Raw genomic sequence first — 22690 nt, 5'->3', positions numbered from 1 at the left:
GGCCTGCACATGGCAGGTGAGGGCGGGGGGCATTGGCGTGATTGCGTGCCCTGCGGCGGAGCAATATTTCGCCTGCAAAGAGTGCGACGATATGTTTTCAGGGGCAAGGCACTAGTTCGGACAGGCAAAAAGCGGGTGATCTGAACGATCGTTCGGATGGAAGCGCCTGCTTTCAGGAAAAGCTCTTCAAATATATTGTTTAATAGTTTCACCGTCATACAGATAAGTAGTCCGAATTCGTGCACATCAGTCAGGCTTTGGCGTTAAGTGTCGGAATTGGACTACCTATTTATCAGAGTTGGCTGGCTTATTTGATTTTAAAGACAAGCGTAGGTTGAGTTTCATCACGAAAAGATTTGTATCGTTTGCATTTATGCGATCCCCCAACTTTATTGAATTCCGCTCTCCTGGGCATAAGTCAGTCAGAATTGTTGGAGACAAAACTATGGTGTTCTCTTCCGTTCCGCCAGTCGCCGCGTCACTCATCGCCACAACCGAAAATATTTTACATATCGCACCTGTATCGAGAGGCTGGAAGGCTGACGCACCCAGCAACGTAGTGTTTTTCCCTCCGACATTAACCAAGCAAGTTCTGCTCATACAGATCGGTCTCCTGCGCCCGTCAACGATCATTGTCGGGGACCAAACTATTGATGCAGATATCATTGCTCAATGGCGTATATCGCACCCATTTGGAGACCTTCACTTAGTCCGCAGAGGTGCGAGTCTGGATAAAGTTCGGCTGGATCTTTGCGAATCTAACAATATTCGAGTGATCAATACGCCAGGGGTTAACGCGCCGCATGTTGCTGCTTATATTGCGCACTGGCTGACACACTCCGATGGCTCCATACCCCGTGAAATCTGCGTGCTGGGATACGGTAATGTAGGGAAAGAGCTTGTTAAGTTGTTGCTTGATCGAGATCCGGATGTTCGGATTAAGGTGTTGGAACGGCGCGATCGCGTGCCTGACAAGATCGGGAAAGCCTCTTCCAATTGCAGAGTTTCATTTGTCACAGACTGGCTCGAGGCGTTGGAGGGTGCCTATGCGGTCGCCATATGCTTGTCGTTGAATGATGAATCCGCGCATCGCATTGATCGGACCCTCATTCAGTGCATCCACAGACAAGCTCGCCTGGTCTGTGTCGCCAAGCCGGATGTCTTCAGCGATGACGCTTTGCAGACCCTGGCGACGGCCGAAGACATCCAGCTGGTATTGGACTACGGGCCCAGGACACTGGATGCGTTTCGGGTGCGCACACAAGCGCTCGGTTGCAGTGTCTCCACATGGTACAAGCCGGCGACGCTGACGACACAGGCGGCAACCACTGAAGCCTGCCATTGCGACCTCGACTATGCGGTCTCAGTGCAACTGAGCTTGATGGCCTTGCACGGCCTTGTCAGACGAAAACTTGCACAATCATTGATGATCCCCGCTGAACAGGCAGAGGCCGGTGCGCCGCGTGTGTCGATCATTGGCAGAGGTATCAACGGCCTGCTCCAAGCCGTGATGTTCCGCCTGGCGAATTATCAGGTCATGGTTTACGGAGGAAATCAGGAACGGGATGGTGCCAGTCATAATCAGGTGAACATGCGTCATTTGTCAGCAACGGAGACGACTGCAAAGCCGCTGCATAACGATTACCTGACTCCTGGAAATCAGTATCTGGCCGTCGAGTGCAATCGTGCAGGTATCGAACTTTTTGAAAAGCTCCTGGCTGACAACCCATCGCTGGCAAAATTTGCCCGTTCGCGGATTGTACGAGCCTATGTGGACGACGCCAGCGGCGTAGAGACCGCGATCTGCGAACAACGTGATATCGAAAACAGGCCTTGGCCGAGTGGTAAGCCGGGACGTGAACTTGCTGAGATCAGTCAACTGCAATTCCAGGCAACTTATGGAGTGCCCGGGGTCGGTCGGGCTATTGAGGTATCTGGCTACGATCTGGAGTTTGGCGATCTTATGGATGAAATAGAGACGCTATTGCAGCGCTCTGGGGTTCAGTTCCTGCCCCGGCACCTAAGCCCAGTCCAAATTGCTGATCTGAGTAGAGAGCATTTCGTCGTCACTGCCATGGGGGTAGAGGAGCCCGAAGTAGTCGCGATCATTGGCTGGTTTTTCAAGCTTCGCGCTGTTGGCAATGAAGGTGTCGAAATGCGCGGACTCAAGCTGCAGTACGATCTGCCAATCGGTGTCATGAATTGCCGGTTGGACGGGGACTACATTCTTGTCTCCGGCGGGCAGGTTCCGCCCGATTCGACGCCGCAGTACAAGGAGCAGATACGGGCGGCGTGTCTGGCTGCTGTCTCTCGGCACTTTCCACAGTCCTACACCATGGCCATCGAACGTGGCGACTTGCAGCTTATTGAATGTGCCAGGCCCGGCATCGCAGATGGACTTTCAATCGTTTATTGGTCGGCATACAACCGAATTGTCGCCGGGGCAACGTATGCCGCAGGCACAACCCAGGGATTGGTATGGGCGTCTTTGGTCCAGGAAGTCATCCAGGCAAGAGCGCCAGCAGTCTCGGCAATGTGGGGATGAAAAAAAACGGGTGCGACATCCGACGTCGCACCCGCTGAAGAAAGCTTCTTTCAACTGTTCGTTCAGATCGCCCGAGCTGCTACAGCCTCCGGACGACGCGACAGCAAACTCACCACCACAAAACTCACCAGGCCCACGCCCAGGCTGTAGTAGATCGGCGTGTTGGCATCCAAGCCATCCTTGATCATGAACACCAGCGCCGTCACAAAACCCAGGGTCATGGACGTGATCGCCCCGGACGTCGTCGCGCGTTTCCAGAAAATCGCGCCGATCAGCGGGATCAACATGCCGCCCACCAACAGGTTGTAAGCCAGGGTCAGTGCGCTGATTACATCGGTTACCACCAGTGCGATGCCCAGCACGGCGATACCGGTCAGCAAGGTAAACAGGCGGTTGATCTTCAGGCTCGACTGTTTACCGCCCCGCAGGCGTGGCAGCAGGTCTTCGGTCAGCACGGTGGAAGCGGCGAGCAAACCGGCGCTGGCGGTGGACATCATCGCAGCCAGTGCTGCGGCAATTACCAGGCCGCGGATACCGTCCGGCAACGAGACTTTGACGATGGCGGCAAACGCATTGTTGACGTTGTCCAGGTCCGGGATCAGTACGTGGGCGGCCATGCCGATCAGCGCACAGGCCAGGCCGTAGAGGATGCAGTAGAAACCGGCGAACGTGCCTGCGTACTTGGCGACCTTTTCGTCACGGGCGGTGAACACCCGTTGCCAGATGTCCTGGCCGATCAGGATGCCGAAGAAGTAGATCATGAAGTAGGTGATGATGGTGTCCCAGCCGATTTCAGTGAAGCTGAAATTCGACGCGGGCAGTTTGGCCACCAGTTCGTCCCAACCGCCGACGCGGTACAGGCAGATCGGCAGCAGGATAAACATCAGGCCAACGGTCTTGATCACGAACTGCACGATGTCGGTCAGGGTCAGCGACCACATGCCGCCGATGGTCGAATACACCACCACCACGCCACCGCCCACCAACACCGAGATCCAGAACGGCAGGTCGAACAGCACTTGCAGCACGGTGCCGATGGCGAGGATCGAGGTCACGCCGATCATCAGCGCGTAGGCCAGCATGATCACTGCACTGGCCTGGCGGGCCATGGGGTTGTAGCGTTTCTCCAGGACCTGGGTCACGGTGAAGATTTTCAGTTTCAGCAGCGGCTTGGCCAGGAACAGGTTCAGCGCAATGATCCCGGCGCCCAACGCGGCGCATAGCCAGAAGCCGGAAATACCATGCACATAACCCAAGCGTACAGTGCCGACGGTGGAGGCACCGCCCAGTACGGTGGCGGCCATGGTGCCCATGTACAGCGTAGGGCCGAGGTTGCGGCCCGCCACCAGGTAATCTTCATGGGTCTTGGCGCGGCGCATGCCGTAGTAGCCGAGCACCAGCATGCCGGCGGCGTAGATGAGGACGACGAATAGATCTAAAGCCATGACGGCGAGTCTCCGATTATCTTTTTTATGTGGGGCTAAGGGGCGCAATGTGGCGAGGGAGCTTGCTCCCGTTCAGCCCCAGTGCTCTCAAAACAATTCATCAGGCGGCCTCGCGACTGCTGCGCAGTCGAACGGGAGCAAGCTCCCTCGCCACAGTCGGCCCGTAGACGGAAGCCGGTTCAGGGAACATGTGAAGCAGCGTCAGGTACACCAGCGAGGCCAGCCCAAGCGTCACCGGCAAGCTGATGTCGATGCCGTCGGCGAGGTTGCCCAGCGGCCCGACAAACTGTCCTGGCAGGTTGACGAAGCACAGGCCCACCAGTGCACTCGGGATCCAGGCCCCCAGGCCGCGCCAGTTCCAGCCGTGGCTGAACCAGTAGCGCCCGCCGGTTTCACCGCGAGTGAACACTTGCAGGTCGTCCGGGCAGTAGTAGCCCCGGCGTACGATCAGGCCGATGATCATCATCACCATCCACGGCGTGGTGCAGGTGATGATCAGCACGGCGAAGGTCGACACGCTCTGCACCAGGTTGGCGGCGAAACGTCCGATAAAGATGAAGGCAATCGACATCACCCCGATCAGCAGCGTCGCCTTGACCCGGGACAGCAGGCGCGGGAACACGCTGGACATGTCCAGCCCGGTGCCATACAGCGACGTGGTGCCGGTGGACATGCCGCCGATCACCGCGATCAGGCACACCGGCAGGAAGAACCAGCTCGGTGCCACCGCCAGCAGGCCGCCGACATAGTTGTTGGCCGCGATATAGTCCGGTGCCTTGACCGCCACGATGGTCGCGGTGGCCAGGCCGAACAGGAACGGGATCAACGTCGCGATCTGTGCGAACACCACCGCCAGCATGATCCGCATCTTCGAGGTTTCCCGCGGGATGTAGCGCGACCAGTCACCGAGGAACGCCCCGAAGGAAATCGGGTTGCTCATGGCCACCAGTGCCGCACCGATAAACGCCGCCCAGAAACCGGTCTGGCCGAGGGCAACGGTGCCGGCGAAGTGACTGTCGAAAGCGGGTGCGAAGGCGAAGATGCCCAACAGGAACAGCAGGCTCGCCGCCCATACTGCAATGCGGTTGACCCACAGCATGAAACGAAAGCCGTAGATGCACACCGTCAGTACCAGAATGGCGAACACGCCGTAGGCCAGGCCCAAGGTCAAGTCGGTTTCCGGCAAGCCCACCAGCCGTTTCGCACCGCCTACCAGCGCATCGCCTGAACTCCACACCGACAGTGAGAAGAACGCGATAGCGGTCAGCAGTGACAGGAACGAGCCGACAATCCGCCCGTGCACGCCAAAGTGCGCACCGGAAGACACGGCGTTATTGGTGCCATTGAGCGGACCGAACAGGCCCATGGGCGCCAGGATCACCGCACCCACCAGCACGCCCAGCACAATTGCCCAGACGCCGGCCTGAAACGACAAGCCAAACAGCACCGGAAAGCTCCCCAGCACGGCGGTGGCGAAGGTGTTGGCACCGCCGAAAATCAGGCGAAACAAATCCTTCGGCCCGGCGGTACGTTCGTGGTCCGGGATCTGTTCGACGCCGTTGGTTTCTATGTTACGAATACTGTTTTCGTTGTTTTTATTATTCATGATCTGCTCCGATCACATTGGCTAATGGGGCGGCAGCCCTTCCGGCATAGCGGACAAATGTTCGTGACAGGCCAGCCACAGGCCTTCTTTTTGTTGTGGGCGATCACCTTGTCGCTTGAAGACAATGGTCTCGCGTTCCTGGCTAAAGCATTGCTCCCCGTTCATGCGCAGCTCGGTGGCCACGTCATGCACAAATACCGCGACGTCACCGTGCAGGCTGACGAAAGCGTTGCTTGAGGTGCAGGACAGCACCTCAAAACCCTCGTCCCGGCGCCAGCTGTCCCACAACACCTGATAGGCATCGCGACTCAGCAGCGGCTGGGGGAGGGTGTAGAACACGAAGCTGGCGTCGGCACTGAACGCGCCGAAGTAGGCGGCGCGGTCATTGCGGGCGAAGGCCGACACCAGGTCGGCCGCGGCTTTTATTACCTCGGCCTGGGCGCTCATCAGCGGTGCGCCACGCCCGGCAATACGCAGAGCATTTCGTACAGCAGGTTGGCGCCCAGCAGCGAGGTGTTGCCGGTGGTGTCGTACGGCGGCGAAACTTCTACCAGATCGCAACCAATCAGATCCAGGCCTTGGCAGCCGCGGATGATTTCAATCGCCTGGATGGTGGTCAAGCCACCGATTTCCGGGGTGCCGGTGCCAGGCGCCCAGGCCGGGTCGATGCCGTCGATGTCGAAGCTCAGGTACACCGGGCCGCCGCCGACTTTCTCGCGCACTTCAGCCATCAAGGGCGCCAGCGAGTGGTGCCAGCATTCTTCAGCCTGAACCACACGGAAGCCCTGTTTGCGGCTCCAGTTGAAGTCTTCGGCGGTGTAGCCTTGGGCGCGCAGGCCGATCTGGACCACGCGGTCGCAATCCAGCAAGCCTTCTTCCACCGCGCGGCGGAAGGTAGTGCCGTGGGCGATTTTCTCGCCGAACATATGGTCGTTGACGTCAGCGTGGGCATCGATGTGCACCAGCCCGACCTTGCCGTGTTTCTTGTGGATCGCCCGCAGGATCGGCAGGGTGATGGTGTGGTCGCCACCCAGGGTCATCGGGATCACGTTGTGTTCGAGGATTTCGTCGTAGGCTTCTTCGATGATGCGCACGGCGTCCAGCAGGTTGAAGGTGTTGATCGCCACGTCGCCGATGTCGGCAACCGACAGCGAGTCAAACGGCGCAGCGCCGGTGGCCATGTTGTAAGGGCGGATCATCACCGACTCAGCGCGGATTTCCCGCGGCCCGAAACGGGTGCCGGCACGCAGGGAGGTGCCGATGTCCAGGGGCACACCGACAAACGCGGCGTCCAGGCCCTTGGCCGATTGCAGATGGGGAAGACGCATCATGGTGGCGATGCCGGCGAAGCGCGGCATTTCGTTGCCGCCCAGTGGTTGGTGGAAAATCTTGTCCACGGGATTGCCTCATCGTTGTGTTTATTAGAGGCCGATTCTGCGAAATGCAGGGGAAGGGAAGAATCGGCAGGGGCAAATACTTAGTTCAGATTTTTCTAAACTAATGCCTGAGGTAGACTCGGTTCAAATGTGGGAGCGGGCTTGCTCGCGAATACGGTGTGTCGGTCACGGAGGGTTCGATTGATCCACCGCATTCGCGAGCAAGCCCGCTCCCACAGGTTTTATGTTTGCCTCTGGAGAGCCCATGGCCAACGCCTTGCCCGACCTGAAACTCCTGCGCATCTTCGTCAGCGTCGTGCGGCACCAGGGTTTCGCCAATGCCCAGCACGAACTCAACCTGTCGACCTCGGCCATCAGCACTTACATGAGCCAACTGGAAGCCGCGTTGGGCCTGGTGCTGTGCCATCGCGGCCGGGGTGGTTTCAGCCTCACCAGCAAGGGCGAGTTGTTCCATCAGGAAACCTTGCGCCTGCTGGGCGAGCTGGAAGGCTTCGAGCAATACGCCGCTGCGCTGAAAGGCGAGTTGCGCGGCACCCTGAAGCTTGGCGTGCTCGACTCCACCGTCAGTGACAAAGCCCTGCCGTTTGCCGAAGTCATCGGCGCCTACAGCCAGGAACACCCGGCGGTGCATTTGCACCTGTCGGTGATGAGTCCTTACGAGTTGCAGCTCGGCGTCCAGGACAATCGCCTGGACCTGGCCATCGGCGCCTTCTCCAACCGCATGAGCGGGCTGATCTACATGCCGCTGTACCGCGAACAGCACTGGCTGTATTGCAGCACCCGCCACCCGTTGTTCAACGAGCGGCGCATTCCCGAACAGGTGATCACCCAGCAACGCATGGTCGGTCGTGGTTACTGGAGCCAGGCCGAACTGGCGCGCCACGGCTTCAAGCACAGCGCTGCCACGGTGGAAAGTATGGAGGCGCAACTGATCCTGGTGCTGTCCGGCGCCTACATCGGCTACCTGCCGGAACACTACGCCCAGGCCTGGGCCGACAAGGGGGATTTGCGGGTGCTGCTGCCGGCGACCTTTGGTTACCAGGCTCCGTTCTCGATGATCATGCGCCGGGGCCGCAGCCGCGAACCCCTGATCCAGACCTTCCGCGATTTACTCAAAGCCCAGCTCAACCAGGCCTGAAAACCATGTCCAGACCCCAATGCCCCCGCTGCCTGCGGCCCACCACTCATTGCCTGTGCGCGCTGATCCCCAGCCTGGATAGCCGTACCCGCGTGTTGCTGTTGCAGCATCCAAGCGAGGTCAATCATGCCTTGAATACAGCGCGGCTGGCGGCGCTGGGGTTGGTGAATGCGCAGTTGGTAGTGGGCGAGATATTTGAGGATTTGCAGGCGTTGTTGAATCCGCCGGGTTATCAAGCGCGATTGTTATTCCCTGCCGAGGATGCACAACCGTTGCAGGCCTACGCGCCATCCGACGAACCGTTGCTGCTGGTGGTGCCGGACGGCACCTGGCGCAAGGCGCGCAAGCTGCTGCACCTCAATCCGTTGTTGGCGGCGTTGCCTCGGGTGACGCTGGCGGAAGGCGCCGTGTCCCGTTACCGGCTGCGCAAGGCGCCGGGGCCCGGGGCATTGTCGACGGTGGAGGCCATCGTGCAGGCGTTGCAGGTGCTCGAAGCGCCCACGTCATTTGAGCCGCTGCTGAAACCTTTTGAGGCATTGATCGACGGACAAATTGCAGCGATGGGCGATGAAGTGTTCCAGCGAAACCATTGTGATTTGAGCTCCCGTAGCTAAGTCAGAAGCACTTACGGCTTTATCTGGCTTGCGAGAATTGAGTTTAAGGTCCGTTGTATAGATGCTTAAGACAGACTGAAATTTGAGTGTAAGAACAAAACAAGTTTTAAAAAAAACGAACGATAAGTCTGAGTATTTCTTTTTTTGCTGTATTCGAGCCTTGGTTCTGTACGAAAAGTACGGGCTAGGAAAACTAATACATACCGACTTTTGCGTAGGAAAATTCATCATCTCAAGCGTGGGGCCCTATATTAAGCCGTCGTGTAATGGTGGGGGCGAGCATCGAGTGAAAAAAGCTGTACTGGGGAACTTAAGGTGTACATGTTCGTAAAAAGTAACCTTGGTTTGGTTATGAGGAAGCCTGAAAGATTTTTTTACATTTCTAGAGTTTCTCAATAGTAACTTCCTGCTAGCTTTTAGGTTCTCGGTAACGCCGAGAAACACAGAAACTTAAAAGGAGCACATCATGAAATCTGCAATCGAACTATTTAAAACCGACGTGACTGGCGTTTCTACCAAGGGCGTTTGCCTCTGGTAAGTGCGTGAGGAAGAAGGGAGTTAATCTCCCTTTTTCTTTAGCTTCTAGATTGCGCATATCAGGGGTAGGAGCGATGTTCGTATGGACGACTTTGGCTATCATACGATTTGGGATATTACCGGGGCGGATTCGTATCTGTTAAAAGATGCATCTGCACTGCATGATTTTTTTCTCGGCACTTTGCAATACTCGCGGTTCACCGTTCTCGATCATCTGATATACAAGTTTGATGTGGGGGGCGAAGGCGTAACGGGCCTATATTTATTGTCTGAGTCCCATCTGTCCTATCACACCTACCCGGAAACCCATTACATCAGCATTGACGTTTATACCTGCGGCTCGAACAATATTTCTATTAATGAATGTATTCGAAATTTTTTCGGCAGCGGTGTACAGATCGTCACGCGTACACTATTACGTGGAAGTAATGTTGTTTTCAAGGAGGCGGAAAAATGAAGCTTGTTAATAACGGGGTTGTTAAATTTGACTACCAGTTCCCCTTATACAATTTTTTCTTTCCGTCGCAGTCACTTGATGTTTTTCAACCCGACGAAAAAAAGTTGTCTGGCTTGCTAAATGGTGCCAATAATAAAGCAGCGTCGCGGGCATTGTATTTTCATATCCCGTTCTGCGAAGCCATCTGTTCGTTTTGTCCATTTACCCGCGGCTTGTACAAGAATGAAGAAGATATTGATCGTTACACTGAGGCGCTGATAAAGGAGATTGAATACAAGTCTAGGTTGATGGATTTTAAAGCCGTTCCAGTAAGGGCGATTTTCTTCGGTGGGGGCACGCCTTCACTCCTATCGCCGCAGAATATCAATGACATTGGCGAAGCACTACACCGTTTTTTCGATATGTCGACGGTTGAGGAGTTTTCTTTTGAATTCAACATTACCAGCGTCACCCGTGAACGCGCTGTAGTGTTGGCCGATATTGGGGTTACACACGCTCGCTTCGGTTTACAAACCATCGACCCCGGCTGGAGAAAGCTATTCAATCTCAATGAGGACATTACCGAAATTGAGCGAGCGGCTAACTTATTGGTCCCCACATTCAAGCATGTCCTTTGCGACATTATGTATGGCATGAACGGTAGTAGCGAGTCTCAGACTCTAGCGGATATTGACAAGGCTGTAGAATTGGGAGTGAGCAATATTGATATTTATCCCATCAACAACGTTGTTACATCGGTAAAGCTTCATAAAAAAATCAAGGAGAGGACAGCCGAGGTTTTTCCTGCCATGCGCAAATTGAATATGAAGTTAATGATTGACGAGCATATGCGTCAAAAGGGTTACTACCCCTACAATGGGCATGGGTATGTACGGCAAACCAATAGCCAATCAGCATTGATTACACGAGATTACTCGTTCATCTACCACGAGCATGTTTATGGCTATGCCGATCATGACCTGCTGGGATTTGGCGTCGGAGCTATCTCATCGTTTGCAGAAAACGTTATAACCAACACCTCGTTGCGAGAGCAATACATCGCGAAAATGACCACCGGCGAATATATCTGTCAGGTCAGTCAACACTCTCCGGTACTTGATCTTGTCAAACCTGTCGTCCTGCGGCTTCCCTACCACGGAGAAATCGAAAAGTCTCAAGTGGCGATGAGTGACTTGCCTCAAGGGCTACTTGATCGACTGCAAGAGTTGATCGAAGCGGATCTGGTCATCGAAACAGCTACGACCTTCGAACTGACGAAGTTGGGCTGGCTATGGTATAGCAATATTATGTTTTATTTAATTCCGGAAGATGAACAAAATATTTTAAAGAAAATTGTTTTCGAAAAGCTTAGTGCCAATGGTAGAGATATAACTCGGGATGAGTTGATTTATTCTACAGGTTGAATCTCCAGGCGGAAATTAACTATGTGGGCACTTGCGCTGAATCATGAAACTCAAAGATTATCGGTTGCTTATTTTTTTTCAAAATGTGGCGAGTTTGCATTTGAAACGGCCTTTGCCGTTGCTGTTGTTACGCTGACCGAGGCGAATCTTCTATTGATTGGTCTGATCTATTTTTTTCGTTACTTGCCGAGCGCGTTGTTTTCCCCTGTCGGCGGATGGCTGGCCGATAACGTTGAAAAGAAATCAACGCTTGTGGCCGTTGAGTTAGTGAAGTGTGCAGTGGCGGTTGTGTTGTTTTTGGTGTTTGAGTACTCCCAGGCTACAGTGGGGGTTGTAATCGCAGTGTCGATGCTCATGACTGCACTTGACTGCCTGTACACGCCAACCTTTCGTGCTTATTTTCCCGATATCGTGCAGGGTGATGAACTCCCTTCTGTTAATAGCGGGTTGCAAGTTGTGGAGGATGTCTCTTCGATTGTTGGGCCTCTTATATTTTCCCTTATCGCTGTTTTGCTAGCCTCTAACTATGTGTTTGCATTCTTCTCGGTTAGCTTGTTGGTCTCGGTGGCCTGTACGTTGACTTTGGTGTCGTCAGCAAGAAGAGAAAAGAAGTCATTCAGCCTGTCGGCTATTTTCAAGGACGCCATTCGCGGTGTAGGCAGTTTGCGGAAATTTAATAAACCGCTGTTTGCAGTTATTTGTTGCACCACATTGTGTGCCATGTTTGCAACATCTGTTATACGCTTTGTTCTGCCGGCTGCGGTCATTGAGACTTTCCACTCAGAAGCCGCGGTAGGCTACATATATTCCCTGCTTGCTATAGGGACAGTGGTTGGCAGCATGTTTTACTTGAAATTCAATGCGGCAACAACTGTGCGTACGGTCATCCATTACTGGTTGCTCTATGGTGTGCTTTTTTTACTCGCGGCCATTACTCTGGAATTCAACGCTTACTTGTTTATTTTTTTACTGTTATGTGTTGGTTTTGTGGGCGCATTTGTCGACATTGCAATTATCACAAATATTCAATGCCTGTCGAACCCGCATGAGGTTGGCAAGAATTTTTCCTTATACTACTTTACAGCTGTTATTGGCGATGCCGTGTCCGGACTTATTGCAAGCCTTATGTTTCTGGTCGTGGGGCCGGCCACTTTTATTGGCATGACACTCATGCTGTGTGTTGCTTCGTTGGGTTGGAGTGTAAAAAGAGATGATGCAGATAAGGATCGTTTGTAGCGTCACCGCTTTCTTTGGCGAGAGGCCAGGGCTTACGGTCGTTTCCTTTGCAGAGTGCAACGATCTACTCAGGGCTTCTGCGCTCGTTCTAAGTTTGGAGGATGTGTTGACGGATCGCGTAATCGACTGCGTGGGCACGTGGCGGATTCCGCTGTTTGTGATTCAGGACGACGCGCGGAATTTGTGTTCCTCCATACTTGTGAAACTTCAGCCAACCGTTCTCAGGGTGCCATTGTCTGATGTCGCCACGGCCCGCGTCATTGATGCCGCCAGAACCTTCGAATCGACGGCGTTGCCGCCTTTCAGTTCTACTCTCGCTGAATTCGTCTCAAGGAAAAGACCTACGTTTGCGTGCCCCGGTCATCAGGGTGGGCGATTCCTTGATCTGCACCCCTCCGGCGTGCGCTTCAAACAATTGTTGGGTGCAAAGGTCTTCAGTGTAGATGTACCCCACGCAGCACCCGAACTGGGTGATGTGCTCAGTCATGAAGGGGCCATCAGGCACGCAGAGGATCTTGCTGCCCATGTGTTCAATGCCGACGAAACATACTTTGTCCTCAACGGCACCTCAACCGCTAACAAGATTGTCACCAGCGCCTTGCTCACAGCGGGCGATCTTGTGCTGATGGATCGAAACAACCACAAGTCTGTGTATTTGGGAGCGCTTGTTCAAAGCGCGGCTCGTGCCGTGTACCTCGATAATTTTCGTGACGACTGCGGAGTGCTCGGCGGTTACCGAAGAGGCGCACTGCAAGAGGATTCTCTCAGGGCAAGAGTTGCCGAAATCGACAAGACGAAGGCTCGGAAGCCAAGGCCGTTTCGCTTGGCAATCGTGCAGCACGCCACGTGTGATGGGGTCGTGGTGGACGCTGGTGCGCTGCTGGAACGAATAGGTCACCTCTGCGATTACGTTCTGTTCGACTCTGCCTGGCTGGGCTACGAGCCGTTTGTTGACGTGCTCGCAGATCTATCACCGCTACACATTCCACTTTCGTCGGATGCTCCAGGGATTATCGTGACGCAGTCTGTCCATAAGCAGATGTCAGGTCTTTCGCAAACCTCGCAGATTCATAAAAAGGACAGGCATATTCAATCTCAGCATCGCTATTGTTCTGAGCGCGTGTTCAATAGTGCATTTATGCTGCATTCATCGACTAGCCCGTTTTACCCGTTGTTCATGTCACTAGAGGTGAATGCGGCCATTCATGCGAATGGTAACGGTCAGCGGTTATGGAACGCCGCAGCCTCGGTGGCCAGTGAATTCAGGCGGCAGGTCGATCAACACTGTCGGGTCATCAGGGCTTACTACGGCAATAGGATGGTGCAGGCTTCAGAGGGTTTTCACCCTGTCAGTCGTAACGCCAGCTCAATAGAAGACGGTTTGCACTAGTTGGACCCGTGCAAGGTTGTGCTTACTACGCGTGCGAGTAAAAAAGCAACAGACTTTGGGGATGTTTCTATTCCTGCCAGTATCGTCACCTGTTACCTCAGAGAGATGAACGTCACCCCGGAAAAGTCCGACTTCTATAACTTCACGTTGCTGGTGTCTCCTTCTTCCGATGCTACTCAGCTCACTCTAGTGGCGCGCGCATTGGAGCGGTTGGAGCGATTGCTGTTGGACGGTGTATTAGTGACCGATGTCTTACCGTCGCTTGCAAATGCCGGGGATCGTTATGCAAATGTTTCGTTGCGTGAACTCTGCTGTGTCATCAACAACGTGTTCCAGCGCTACCACATCGAACAGCTCCAATCGGACATATTCAGACTCTGTAGTCTCGGCGCAGGCAGTGTTGACTCCGTATGCGGCAAATCAAGCTTTTGTACGCGGACAGTTCAGGCTGGCAGCTATTGCAGATGTTATCGGCTGCGTGGCCGCTGAGGGTGTGATCCCGTATCCACCAGGCATCATGTGCATTGCGCCCGGAGAGTGCTGGAACACGGCATTGATTGGTTACCTCACGGCTGTGCAAGCTCTGGTTAGTGCCTACCCGGAGTTTGCGCCCCATATTCAAGGCGTCTACTACGGTCTGCACGCCGACGGTACCGTGGCCCTGCAGGTCCATGTACTGGAGGGGGTCTGATGCCAAGGGCTCCAGGACAGTAAATGGCTGCTACTACAGCGGGTATAAGCGAGCGAAAGTTCATATATATAGATATGGACTCTTTTTTTGTCTCCGTTGAGCTTCTCGACTCGCCCCATTTGGGCATACGCCCAGTCGCAGTGGGCGGTACAGCTGCTGAGCGCGGAGTCATCAGTACGGCGAACTACATCGCCAGAAAGTTTGGTGTGAAAAGTGGCATGGCTACCGCAACGGCGCATCGTTTGTGTCCCGATTTAGTATTACTTCCAGTGCGTTTCGGGGCGTATGAGGCAGTTACACGAAAGCTTGACGAGATTTTCAGGCGATATACCGACAAAGTGGAGTTTCTGTCACTGGACGAGGCTGCTCTCGACGTGACGGGGCAGACGTGCTTCAACGGGTCGGCCACTCTCATAGCCGCGCACATTCGCGCCACCGTGCGGCAGGAACTTGGTCTGACGGCATCTGCAGGCGTTGCTCCTTTGAAATACTTGGCCAAGATTGCTTCGGAAATGAAAAAACCTGATGGAATGTTCGTTATTACACCAAGTCAGGTACGTGCATTTCTCGAGGAGTTGGATGTTCGTAAAATACCAGGCGTCGGTCCCAAGACTTACGCGGTACTGGAAAATCTGGGATGTGGACAATGCAAGGATATTACAGAGGAAAAAATTCCCGCGCTGATGCGCTATCTCGGCGTGCATGGGTTTTATGTCTGGGAGCGATGCCAAGGTATCGAAGAGCGTGACGAGCGCGGTTGCGATATCAAGTCCGTCGGCATTGAGAGAACGCTCCCCCTCGATTGCGATACGCTTTCTTACTGCCTGAAAGAACTGGATCGATTGTCTGAAGGCTTAAGGGACCGTATTGCAGAGCTGGGTAGTGATTACCTGATAACCAAAAATTTAGTGAAACTCAAGTTCTCCGATTTCTCCATCTCATCCACAGAAGCACCCGCTAACTCCCTTTGCCAACCCACTGTCACCTCGCTTTGTCGAGTGCTCTGGAATACCCGCCGCAACGGCAGGTCCGTTCGGTTGATCGGGCTCTCTGTTAAAGTCCAAAAAAAGGATCAGGACGACAACCAGCTAGCGTTTTCCTGGTAGACAAGTGACGTACCTGATTGAAAGGAATCTCAAATGGTTAGGCGCTATGAGCTCCCCAATTCAGCATGGAGTTTGATCATGGATCTGATGTCGGCGACACAAAAAACAGGTAGACCACGCCATGACGATCGCCTGATGCTCAACGGCATACTCTGGATTATGTGTTCCGGTGCAGCTTGGCGCGATCTGCCGGAGCGTTTCGGAGCATGGTCGACGGTGTATCAACGTTATCGTGATTGGCGAAACGACGGGACCCTGGAAGATATATTGGACCGATTGCGAACCCGGGTGAATGAGGATGGGGTGATCGATATGGAAAGCTGGATACTCGACCCCATCCTGTTTGGGGGAAGATTGATAAATGACTGTGCATGATTGTGCGCACTTTATAGCTGTTGGATATATGCACTACACTTTGCGTGATATGGCCCGCCAGCCTTTCCCGGTATGATGGTCGCCCCCGCAGTCTGGATTGCGAATACGCCATGACCTTGCAGTACCCCACCATCGCCGATTGCGTCGGCAACACCCCGCTGGTCCGCTTGCAGCGCCTGCCGGGCAACACCAGCAATACCTTGTTGCTCAAGCTCGAAGGGAACAACCCGGCCGGTTCGGTCAAGGACCGCCCGGCGTTGTCGATGATCACCCGCGCCGAGTTGCGTGGGCAGATCAAGCCCGGCGACACCCTGATTGAAGCCACCTCCGGTAATACCGGGATTGCCTTGGCCATGGCTGCGGCGATCAAGGGCTACAAGATGGTCCTGATCATGCCCGACAACGGCAGCGCCGAGCGTAAGGCAGCGATGACCGCCTATGGCGCCGAGTTGATCCTGGTCACCCAGGAAGAAGGCATGGAAGGCGCCCGCGACCTCGCCGAGCGTATGGCCGCCGAAGGCCGTGGCCTGGTGCTGGACCAGTTCGCCAACGGCGACAACCCCGAGGCGCACTACACCACCACCGGCCCGGAAATCTGGCGTCAGACCCAGGGCACCATCACTCACTTCGTGAGCTCGATGGGCACCACCGGCACCATCATGGGCAACTCGCGCTACCTCAAGGAGCAGAACCCCAAGATCCAGATCGTCGGCCTGCAACCGATGGAAGGCTCGGCGATCCCGGGGATCCGTCGTTGGCCCGAAGAGTATTTGCCGAAGATCTACAACGCCGCTCGGGTTGATCGCATCATCGACATGGCCCAGCGTGAAGCCGAAGACACCACCCGCCGGTTGGCCCGTGAAGAGGGCATCTTCTGCGGCGTGTCGTCCGGTGGCGCCGTGGCCGGGATGTTGCGCTTGTCCCAGGAGTTGGAAAATGCGGTGATCGTCGCGATCATCTGTGACCGTGGCGACCGTTACCTGTCGACCGGCATTTTCGACGCGCCCAACTGATGGCCAAGCACGAGAGAGGCCTGCGCTTCCAACCGACGGGCGGCAGCCGCGCCCCGCAGATTCCCGTAGGCAAGAAGCAGCGCCTGACCATCGAGCGCCTGGCCAATGACGGCCGTGGCATCGTGTTCTTTGAAGGCCGCACCTGGTTTGTGGTGGGTGCCCTGGCTGGCGAAGAGGTTGAGGCGCGGGTGTTGGGCGCCCACGGCAAAGTGGTCGAGGCCCGCACCGAGCGCGTATTTACCGCCAGCGAACTGCGCCGTCCGGCACCCTGTGTCCACGCCGGCCGCTGTGGCGGTTGCAGCCTGCAACACTTGCCCCATGACGAACAACTTGCCCTGAAACAGCGCATGCTCGCCGAGCAATTATCCCGTGTGGCCGGTGTCGAACCCCAGGAGTGGGCCGCGCCTTTGAGCGGGCCGGAATTCGGCTATCGCCGCCGCGCCCGTGTGGCCGTGCGCTGGGATGCCAAGGCGAAGAAACTCGAGGTGGGTTTCCGTGCCGTGGCCAGCCAGGACATCGTCGCCATCGACGATTGCCCGGTGCTGGTACAGGCCTTGCAGCCGATCATGCAGCGTTTGCCAAACATGCTGCGACGCTTGAGCAAACCTCAGGCGTTGGGGCACGTGGAGTTGTTCAGCGGATCGTCGATCGCCGTGTTGTTGCGACACATGGCGCCCTTGTCCGAAGCGGACCTGACGATCCTGCAGGAATTTTGTAACTTCCATGAAGCCCAGCTGTGGCTGCATGGCGAGGGCCAGCCGCAGCCTTTCGAGCCAGACCAGGCGTTGGGCTACCGGTTGGAGCAGTGGGATTTGCAGTTGGCGTACCGCCCGGGAGACTTTGTGCAGGTCAACGCCGGGGTCAACGAGGCGATGGTCGCCCAGGCCCTGGAATGGCTGGCGCCGAAGCCCGACGAGCGGGTACTGGATTTGTTTTGTGGCTTGGGCAACTTCGCCTTGCCGCTGGCCCGCCAAGTGCGGGAAGTGGTGGCGGTGGAAGGCGTGCAGGCCATGGTGGACCGGGCGGCACAAAATGCCGCCAGTAATAATTTGCATAATGTGCAGTTTTTTCAGGCCGATTTGTCCCAGCCTTTGACCGACGCGGAATGGGCCAAACAGGGCTTTTCTGCGGTACTCTTGGACCCACCCCGCGATGGTGCCCTGGAGGCTGTGCGCAAGCTCGCCACTCTGGGGGCTGATCGCCTGGTGTATGTGTCCTGCAATCCGGCAACGCTGGCGCGGGACACGGTCGAGTTGGTCAAGCAAGGCTACCGGCTAAAACGTGCCGGGATCCTCGACATGTTTCCCCAGACGGCCCATGTCGAGGCCATGGCGTTATTTGAAGCGGGCTAGGATGCCCGTTTAATCCGACTGGCCTGCATCTCCTGGGCCTGTGACCTGCCAGGGAGCGTGCACAAGCTTTTTTGTAAAGCAGGTCAGCGATGATTTTGACGCACTAAAAGGTGCGTCGTAGGGAAGGTAAGCAAGATGGTACAGGTGAGAGCACACCAGCCGATCAACACCGACGGCAGTATCAATCTCGAGGCATGGCTGGATCATGCCATCAGTGTCGACCCGGCACTGGACCGTGAAGCCTTGAAAGCAGCCTGCGAGTTCGCTCGTGAGTCTGAGCAGCAAGACAATGCGGCCAAGAACCTGTGGGCCGAAGGCACTTCAAGCTTTCGCACAGGGTTGGAAATCGCCGAGATCCTCGCCGATCTCAAGCTCGATCAGGATTCGCTGATCGCGGCGGTGCTGTATCGCGGCGTGCGCGAAGGGCATATTCAACTGCCCACCGTCAGCCAGCGCTTCGGCACGGTGGTGGCCAAGCTGATCGACGGCGTGCTGCGCATGGCGGCGATCAGTGCCAGCCTCAGCCCGCGCCAGTCTATGGTGCTGGGCACCCAGGGCCAGGTGGAAAACCTGCGCAAGATGCTGGTGGCGATGGTCGACGACGTGCGCGTCGCCCTGATCAAGCTGGCCGAACGCACCTGCGCGATTCGGGCGGTGAAAACCGCCGACGACGAAAAGCGCAACCGCGTCGCCCGCGAGGTGTTCGACATCTACGCGCCCCTGGCCCACCGCCTGGGCATCGGCCATATCAAGTGGGAACTGGAGGACTTGTCCTTCCGTTATCTCGAACCCGATCAATACAAACAGATTGCCACGCTGCTCCATGAGCGGCGGCTGGACCGTGAGCGCTTCATCGCCGACGTGATGAGCCAACTGCGCACGGAATTGCAGGCCACCGGCGTTGAAGCCGACATCAGCGGCCGCGCCAAACACATCTATTCCATCTGGCGCAAAATGCAGCGCAAGGGCCTGGCCTTCAGCCAGATCTACGACGTGCGTGCCGTGCGCGTGCTGGTGCCGGAAATGCGCGACTGCTACACCGCGTTGGGTATCGTGCACACGCTGTGGCGGCACATCCCCAAGGAATTCGACGACTACATCGCCAACCCCAAGGAAAACGGTTACCGCTCGTTGCATACGGCAGTGATCGGCCCCGAGGGCAAGGTGCTGGAAGTGCAGATTCGCACCCATGCGATGCACGAAGAAGCGGAGCTGGGTGTATGCGCGCACTGGCGCTACAAGGGCACCGACGTCAAGGCCGGGTCCAACCAGTACGAAGAGAAAATCTCCTGGTTGCGCCAGGTGCTGGAATGGCACGAAGAGCTGGGCGACATCGGTGGTTTGGCCGACCAGTTGCGGGTGGACATCGAACCCGACCGGGTCTACATCTTCACCCCCGACGGCCATGCGATCGACCTGCCCAAGGGCTCCACGCCGCTGGATTTTGCCTACCGTGTGCACACCGAGATCGGCCACAACTGCCGTGGCGCCAAGATCAACGGGCGCATCGTGCCGCTCAACTACAGCCTGCAGACCGGTGAGCAGGTCGAGATCATCACCAGCAAGCACGGTACGCCGAGCCGCGACTGGCTGAACCCGAACCTGGGCTACATCACCACCTCCCGGGCGCGGGCGAAGATCGTCCACTGGTTCAAATTGCAGGCGCGCGACCAGAACGTCGCCGCCGGCAAAACCTTGCTTGAGCGCGAATTGGCACGCCTGGGCCTGCCGCAGGTGGACTTCGACAAGCTGGCCGACAAGGCCAACATGAAGATCGCCGAAGACATGTTCGCTGCCTTGGGTGCCGGCGATTTGCGCTTGGCGCAGTTGGTGAATCTGGCCCAGCAACTGGTTGAGCCGGAGCGTGGCAGCGAGCAGCTTGAGCTTATTCCGCGTAAAGCCACCGGCTACAAGCCAGGCAAGCGTGGCGATATCCAGATCCAGGGTGTCGGCAACCTGATGACGCAAATGGCAGGCTGCTGCCAGCCGTTGCCGGGCGACGCTATCGTCGGTTACATCACTCAAGGCCGTGGGGTGAGTATTCACCGCCAGGACTGTGCCTCGGTGTTGCAACTGGGCGGGCGCGAGCCGGAGCGGATCATCCAGGTCAGTTGGGGCCCGGTGCCGGTGTTGACCTATCCGGTGGACATCGTCATTCGCGCCTACGACCGTTCCGGCCTGCTACGCGACGTGTCGCAGGTGCTGCTCAACGAGCGGATCAACGTGCTGGCGGTCAACACCCGCTCGAACAAAGAGGACAACACTGCGTTGATGTCCCTGACTATCGAGATTCCGGGGCTGGACGCGTTGGGTCGGTTGCTGGGGCGTATTTCCCAGTTGCCGAACATCATTGAGACCCGGCGCAACCGGACACCCTAAATCGGGAGCGCTTTACTGTAGGAGCGAGCTTGCTCGCGAAGGAGGTCAACGATAACGCGTGCTTTCTGGATAAACGCGTCGTTGCTGAGTTTTTCGCGAGCAAGCTCGCTCCTACAGGGGGTGATAAAGAGACTGACTGATGTATTCACTTGAAGACCTGCTGCACCTGATGAACCGCCTGCGCGACCCGCAATACGGTTGCCCGTGGGACATCAAGCAAACCTACGCCACCATCGTGCCCCATACCCTGGAAGAAGCCTACGAAGTCGCCGACGCCATCGAGCGCGGGGATTTTGATCACCTGCAAGGAGAGCTGGGCGACCTGTTGTTCCAGGTGGTGTATTACAGCCAGCTCGCGCGGGAAGAAGGGCGCTTCGAATTTGCCGGGGTGATCGACAGCATTACCCGCAAGTTGATTCGTCGCCATCCGCATGTATTCCCCACCGGCGACCTGTATGCGCCGCTGGACATCCCGCAGATGAGCGAGGAACAGGTCAAGCAGCGCTGGGAAGAGATCAAGGCCGAGGAGCGTGCGGAAAAGTCCGACGCGCCACAGCAATTATCCCTGCTGGATGACGTACCCACGGCCTTGCCGGCGCTGTCCCGCGCCGCCAAATTGCAAAAGCGCGCCGGGCAGGTGGGTTTTGACTGGCCAGCCGCGTTGCCAGTAGTGGATAACGTGCGCGAAGAGCTGGATGAAGTGCTCGAAGCCATGGCCGATAACGACCCGGTTGCCATCGCGGATGAGGTGGGTGACCTGCTGTTTGCAGCGGTCAACCTGGCTCGTCACCTCCAGGTCGACCCGGAAGCGGCCTTGCGTTTAGCCAACGCTAAATTCGAACGACGTTTCCGATTTATCGAACAGGCATTGCGCGACACACGCCAATCCATAGAAGATTGCACCCTCGAAGAGTTGGACGCCCTGTGGGGCGAAGCCAAACGCCAGGAAAAGAATCTGTCCAGCTGCGGCTGAGCCGTTGCCCAAGTGAGTAAGCACCATGAGCATTTCCCTTCGCGACCAGTTGCTCAAAGCAGGCCTGGTCAACCAAAAGCAGGCCAAGCAGGTCGGCAAAGAGAAACAGAAACAGCAGCGCCTGGTGCATAAAGGCCAGGTCACGGCGGACGATAGCCAGGCGCGCCTGGCCATTGAGGCGCATGCCGAGAAGGTCAAGCGCGACCAGGAGCTGAACCGTCAGCACCAGGAAAAAGCCGAGGCCAAGGCCCGTGTTGCACAGGTCAAGCAACTGATCGAAACCTCGCGCCTGCCCAAGCTGACCACCGAGGACTACTACAACTTCGTGGACGACAAGAAGGTCAAGCGCCTGTCGGTCAACACGCTGATGCGCAACAAGCTGAGCAACGGCTCCCTGGCGATCGTGCATCACGGTGGCGGTTACGAGGTAATCCCGCGCGAAGCCGCGCTGAAGATCCAGGAGCGGGCGCCAGAGCGTATCGTCCAGATGAACGTCCTGACCGAAAGCCAGGTGCCGGATGAGGATGATCCGTACGCCGCCTACCAGATCCCTGATGACCTGATGTGGTAAGGCTATAGAAACGACATTGTGGTGAGTGAGCTTGCTGTGGCGAGGGAGCTTGCTCCCGCTGGGGCGCGAAGCGCCCCCCAAGATCCAAAACCCTAAAATCCCAAACCCCAAAAAACACAAACCCCGCTCAAAAGGCGGGGTTTGTGTTTTTAGATACTCCAGCTGCGTGGGGCTGGCTATCTACAGGATTTCAGAGTTTCAGGAGCTTTGCGCCTGCCGTTTCATCTCAAGGGTCTCGAGCTCGTTTTTATAATTATGAGCTTCGCTCTCGTCGTGAAACATGCCGACCAGCAGGTCTTGCTGGTGTACATCCCAGATGTGAATCCCGTGGGCTACTGCTTCGTGGGACATATGTTCATCGTCGCGTTCAGTTACTTTTACAGTCATCTGCTTGCTCCAATCTCTGGTTGATCTGCGGCAAGGCGTCGCAGGCCTTTGTTATATGATTTGTTAGCTTGCTAA

Annotated in this window: 18 protein-coding genes and 2 pseudogenes; 15 read left to right on the top strand and 5 right to left on the bottom strand. The window is 56.2% G+C overall.

Annotation, left to right across the window (positions count from 1 at the left end; all coding sequences use genetic code 11):
• The first annotated feature begins 445 nt into the window (after positions 1–445).
• Positions 446–2545 carry an amino acid dehydrogenase gene (locus SNL23_RS12265; RefSeq protein ID WP_318302365.1) on the top strand — a complete coding sequence of 700 codons (2100 nt, stop codon included), beginning with the start codon at positions 446–448 and terminating at the stop codon, positions 2543–2545.
• Between the two features lie 62 nt (positions 2546–2607).
• On the opposite strand, the gene SNL23_RS12260 is transcribed toward SNL23_RS12265, so the two are convergent.
• The 4 genes from SNL23_RS12260 to speB all read right to left on the bottom strand — a co-directional run bounded on the left by SNL23_RS12260 (position 2608) and on the right by speB (position 6993).
• Positions 2608–3990, bottom strand: a complete 1383-nt coding sequence (locus SNL23_RS12260; RefSeq protein WP_076014769.1) for a sodium:solute symporter — start codon at positions 3988–3990, stop codon at positions 2608–2610.
• Between the two features lie 100 nt (positions 3991–4090).
• Entirely contained in the window at positions 4091–5596 is a 1506-nt protein-coding gene (locus tag SNL23_RS12255) for a purine-cytosine permease family protein (RefSeq protein ID WP_318302364.1), read from the bottom strand.
• Positions 5597–5617: 21 nt separating this feature from the next.
• Complete coding sequence (locus SNL23_RS12250; RefSeq protein WP_076014767.1) at positions 5618–6043, bottom strand: YybH family protein; 426 nt, start codon at positions 6041–6043, stop codon at positions 5618–5620.
• On the bottom strand, positions 6043–6993 hold the full coding sequence (gene speB / locus SNL23_RS12245; protein ID WP_003210733.1) for an agmatinase: 951 nt from the start codon (positions 6991–6993) through the stop codon (positions 6043–6045). The genes SNL23_RS12250 and speB overlap by 1 nt, the downstream gene beginning before the upstream one ends.
• A gap of 244 nt (positions 6994–7237) precedes the next feature.
• On the opposite strand from speB, the gene SNL23_RS12240 reads away from it, so the two are divergent.
• The 14 genes and pseudogenes from SNL23_RS12240 to SNL23_RS12175 all read left to right on the top strand — a co-directional run bounded on the left by SNL23_RS12240 (position 7238) and on the right by SNL23_RS12175 (position 22228).
• Complete coding sequence (locus tag SNL23_RS12240) at positions 7238–8131, top strand: LysR family transcriptional regulator (protein ID WP_003210734.1); 894 nt, start codon at positions 7238–7240, stop codon at positions 8129–8131.
• A gap of 5 nt (positions 8132–8136) precedes the next feature.
• The gene (locus tag SNL23_RS12235; RefSeq protein ID WP_076014765.1) at positions 8137–8745 is read left to right on the top strand and encodes a tRNA-uridine aminocarboxypropyltransferase; all 609 of its coding nucleotides are present in this window, start codon (positions 8137–8139) and stop codon (positions 8743–8745) included.
• Between the two features lie 619 nt (positions 8746–9364).
• Positions 9365–9739 carry an adenosylmethionine decarboxylase gene (gene speD, locus SNL23_RS12230; protein WP_318302363.1) on the top strand — a complete coding sequence of 125 codons (375 nt, stop codon included), beginning with the start codon at positions 9365–9367 and terminating at the stop codon, positions 9737–9739.
• Positions 9736–11142 carry a coproporphyrinogen-III oxidase family protein gene (locus SNL23_RS12225; protein WP_318302362.1) on the top strand — a complete coding sequence of 469 codons (1407 nt, stop codon included), beginning with the start codon at positions 9736–9738 and terminating at the stop codon, positions 11140–11142. The genes speD and SNL23_RS12225 overlap by 4 nt, the downstream gene beginning before the upstream one ends.
• Before the next feature lie 21 nt (positions 11143–11163).
• Positions 11164–12378, top strand: a complete 1215-nt coding sequence (locus tag SNL23_RS12220; RefSeq protein ID WP_318302361.1) for an MFS transporter — start codon at positions 11164–11166, stop codon at positions 12376–12378.
• Positions 12353–13885 (top strand): annotated as a pseudogene (locus SNL23_RS12215) (ornithine decarboxylase); the annotation flags it as partial. The gene SNL23_RS12220 and the pseudogene SNL23_RS12215, both read left to right, overlap by 26 nt.
• Positions 13886–14015: 130 nt before the next feature.
• Positions 14016–14459 carry a hypothetical protein gene (locus SNL23_RS12210; RefSeq protein WP_318302360.1) on the top strand — a complete coding sequence of 148 codons (444 nt, stop codon included), beginning with the start codon at positions 14016–14018 and terminating at the stop codon, positions 14457–14459.
• A gap of 23 nt (positions 14460–14482) precedes the next feature.
• Positions 14483–15565, top strand: coding sequence for a DNA polymerase IV (dinB, locus tag SNL23_RS12205; protein WP_076014760.1), 1083 nt, complete (start codon positions 14483–14485; stop codon positions 15563–15565).
• 33 nt (positions 15566–15598) lie between these two features.
• Positions 15599–15898 (top strand): annotated as a pseudogene (locus tag SNL23_RS12200) (transposase); the annotation flags it as partial.
• 152 nt (positions 15899–16050) lie between these two features.
• The gene (cysM, locus tag SNL23_RS12195; protein WP_076014758.1) at positions 16051–16953 is read left to right on the top strand and encodes a cysteine synthase CysM; all 903 of its coding nucleotides are present in this window, start codon (positions 16051–16053) and stop codon (positions 16951–16953) included.
• Positions 16953–18305: a 23S rRNA (uracil(1939)-C(5))-methyltransferase RlmD gene (gene rlmD, locus SNL23_RS12190; protein WP_076014757.1), complete on the top strand. Its 1353-nt coding sequence runs from the start codon at positions 16953–16955 to the stop codon at positions 18303–18305. The genes cysM and rlmD overlap by 1 nt, the downstream gene beginning before the upstream one ends.
• A 135-nt stretch (positions 18306–18440) precedes the next feature.
• The gene (gene relA, locus SNL23_RS12185) at positions 18441–20684 is read left to right on the top strand and encodes a GTP diphosphokinase (protein WP_076014756.1); all 2244 of its coding nucleotides are present in this window, start codon (positions 18441–18443) and stop codon (positions 20682–20684) included.
• A gap of 139 nt (positions 20685–20823) precedes the next feature.
• Positions 20824–21657: a nucleoside triphosphate pyrophosphohydrolase gene (gene mazG / locus SNL23_RS12180; RefSeq protein ID WP_076014755.1), complete on the top strand. Its 834-nt coding sequence runs from the start codon at positions 20824–20826 to the stop codon at positions 21655–21657.
• A 25-nt stretch (positions 21658–21682) separates the two neighbouring features.
• A complete protein-coding gene (locus SNL23_RS12175; protein ID WP_076014754.1) occupies positions 21683–22228 on the top strand; it encodes a DUF2058 domain-containing protein in 546 nt (181 codons plus the stop codon).
• 198 nt (positions 22229–22426) lie between these two features.
• Here SNL23_RS12175 and SNL23_RS12170 read toward each other — a convergent pair whose 3' ends face one another.
• A complete protein-coding gene (locus SNL23_RS12170) occupies positions 22427–22615 on the bottom strand; it encodes a hypothetical protein (RefSeq protein ID WP_076014753.1) in 189 nt (62 codons plus the stop codon).
• Positions 22616–22690: the final 75 nt, after the last annotated feature.

The organism is Pseudomonas sp. SED1 (assembly GCF_034044025.1).
Classification (GTDB): Bacteria; Pseudomonadota; Gammaproteobacteria; order Pseudomonadales; family Pseudomonadaceae; genus Aquipseudomonas.
This window is presented reverse-complemented; position numbering and strand designations above follow the sequence as displayed.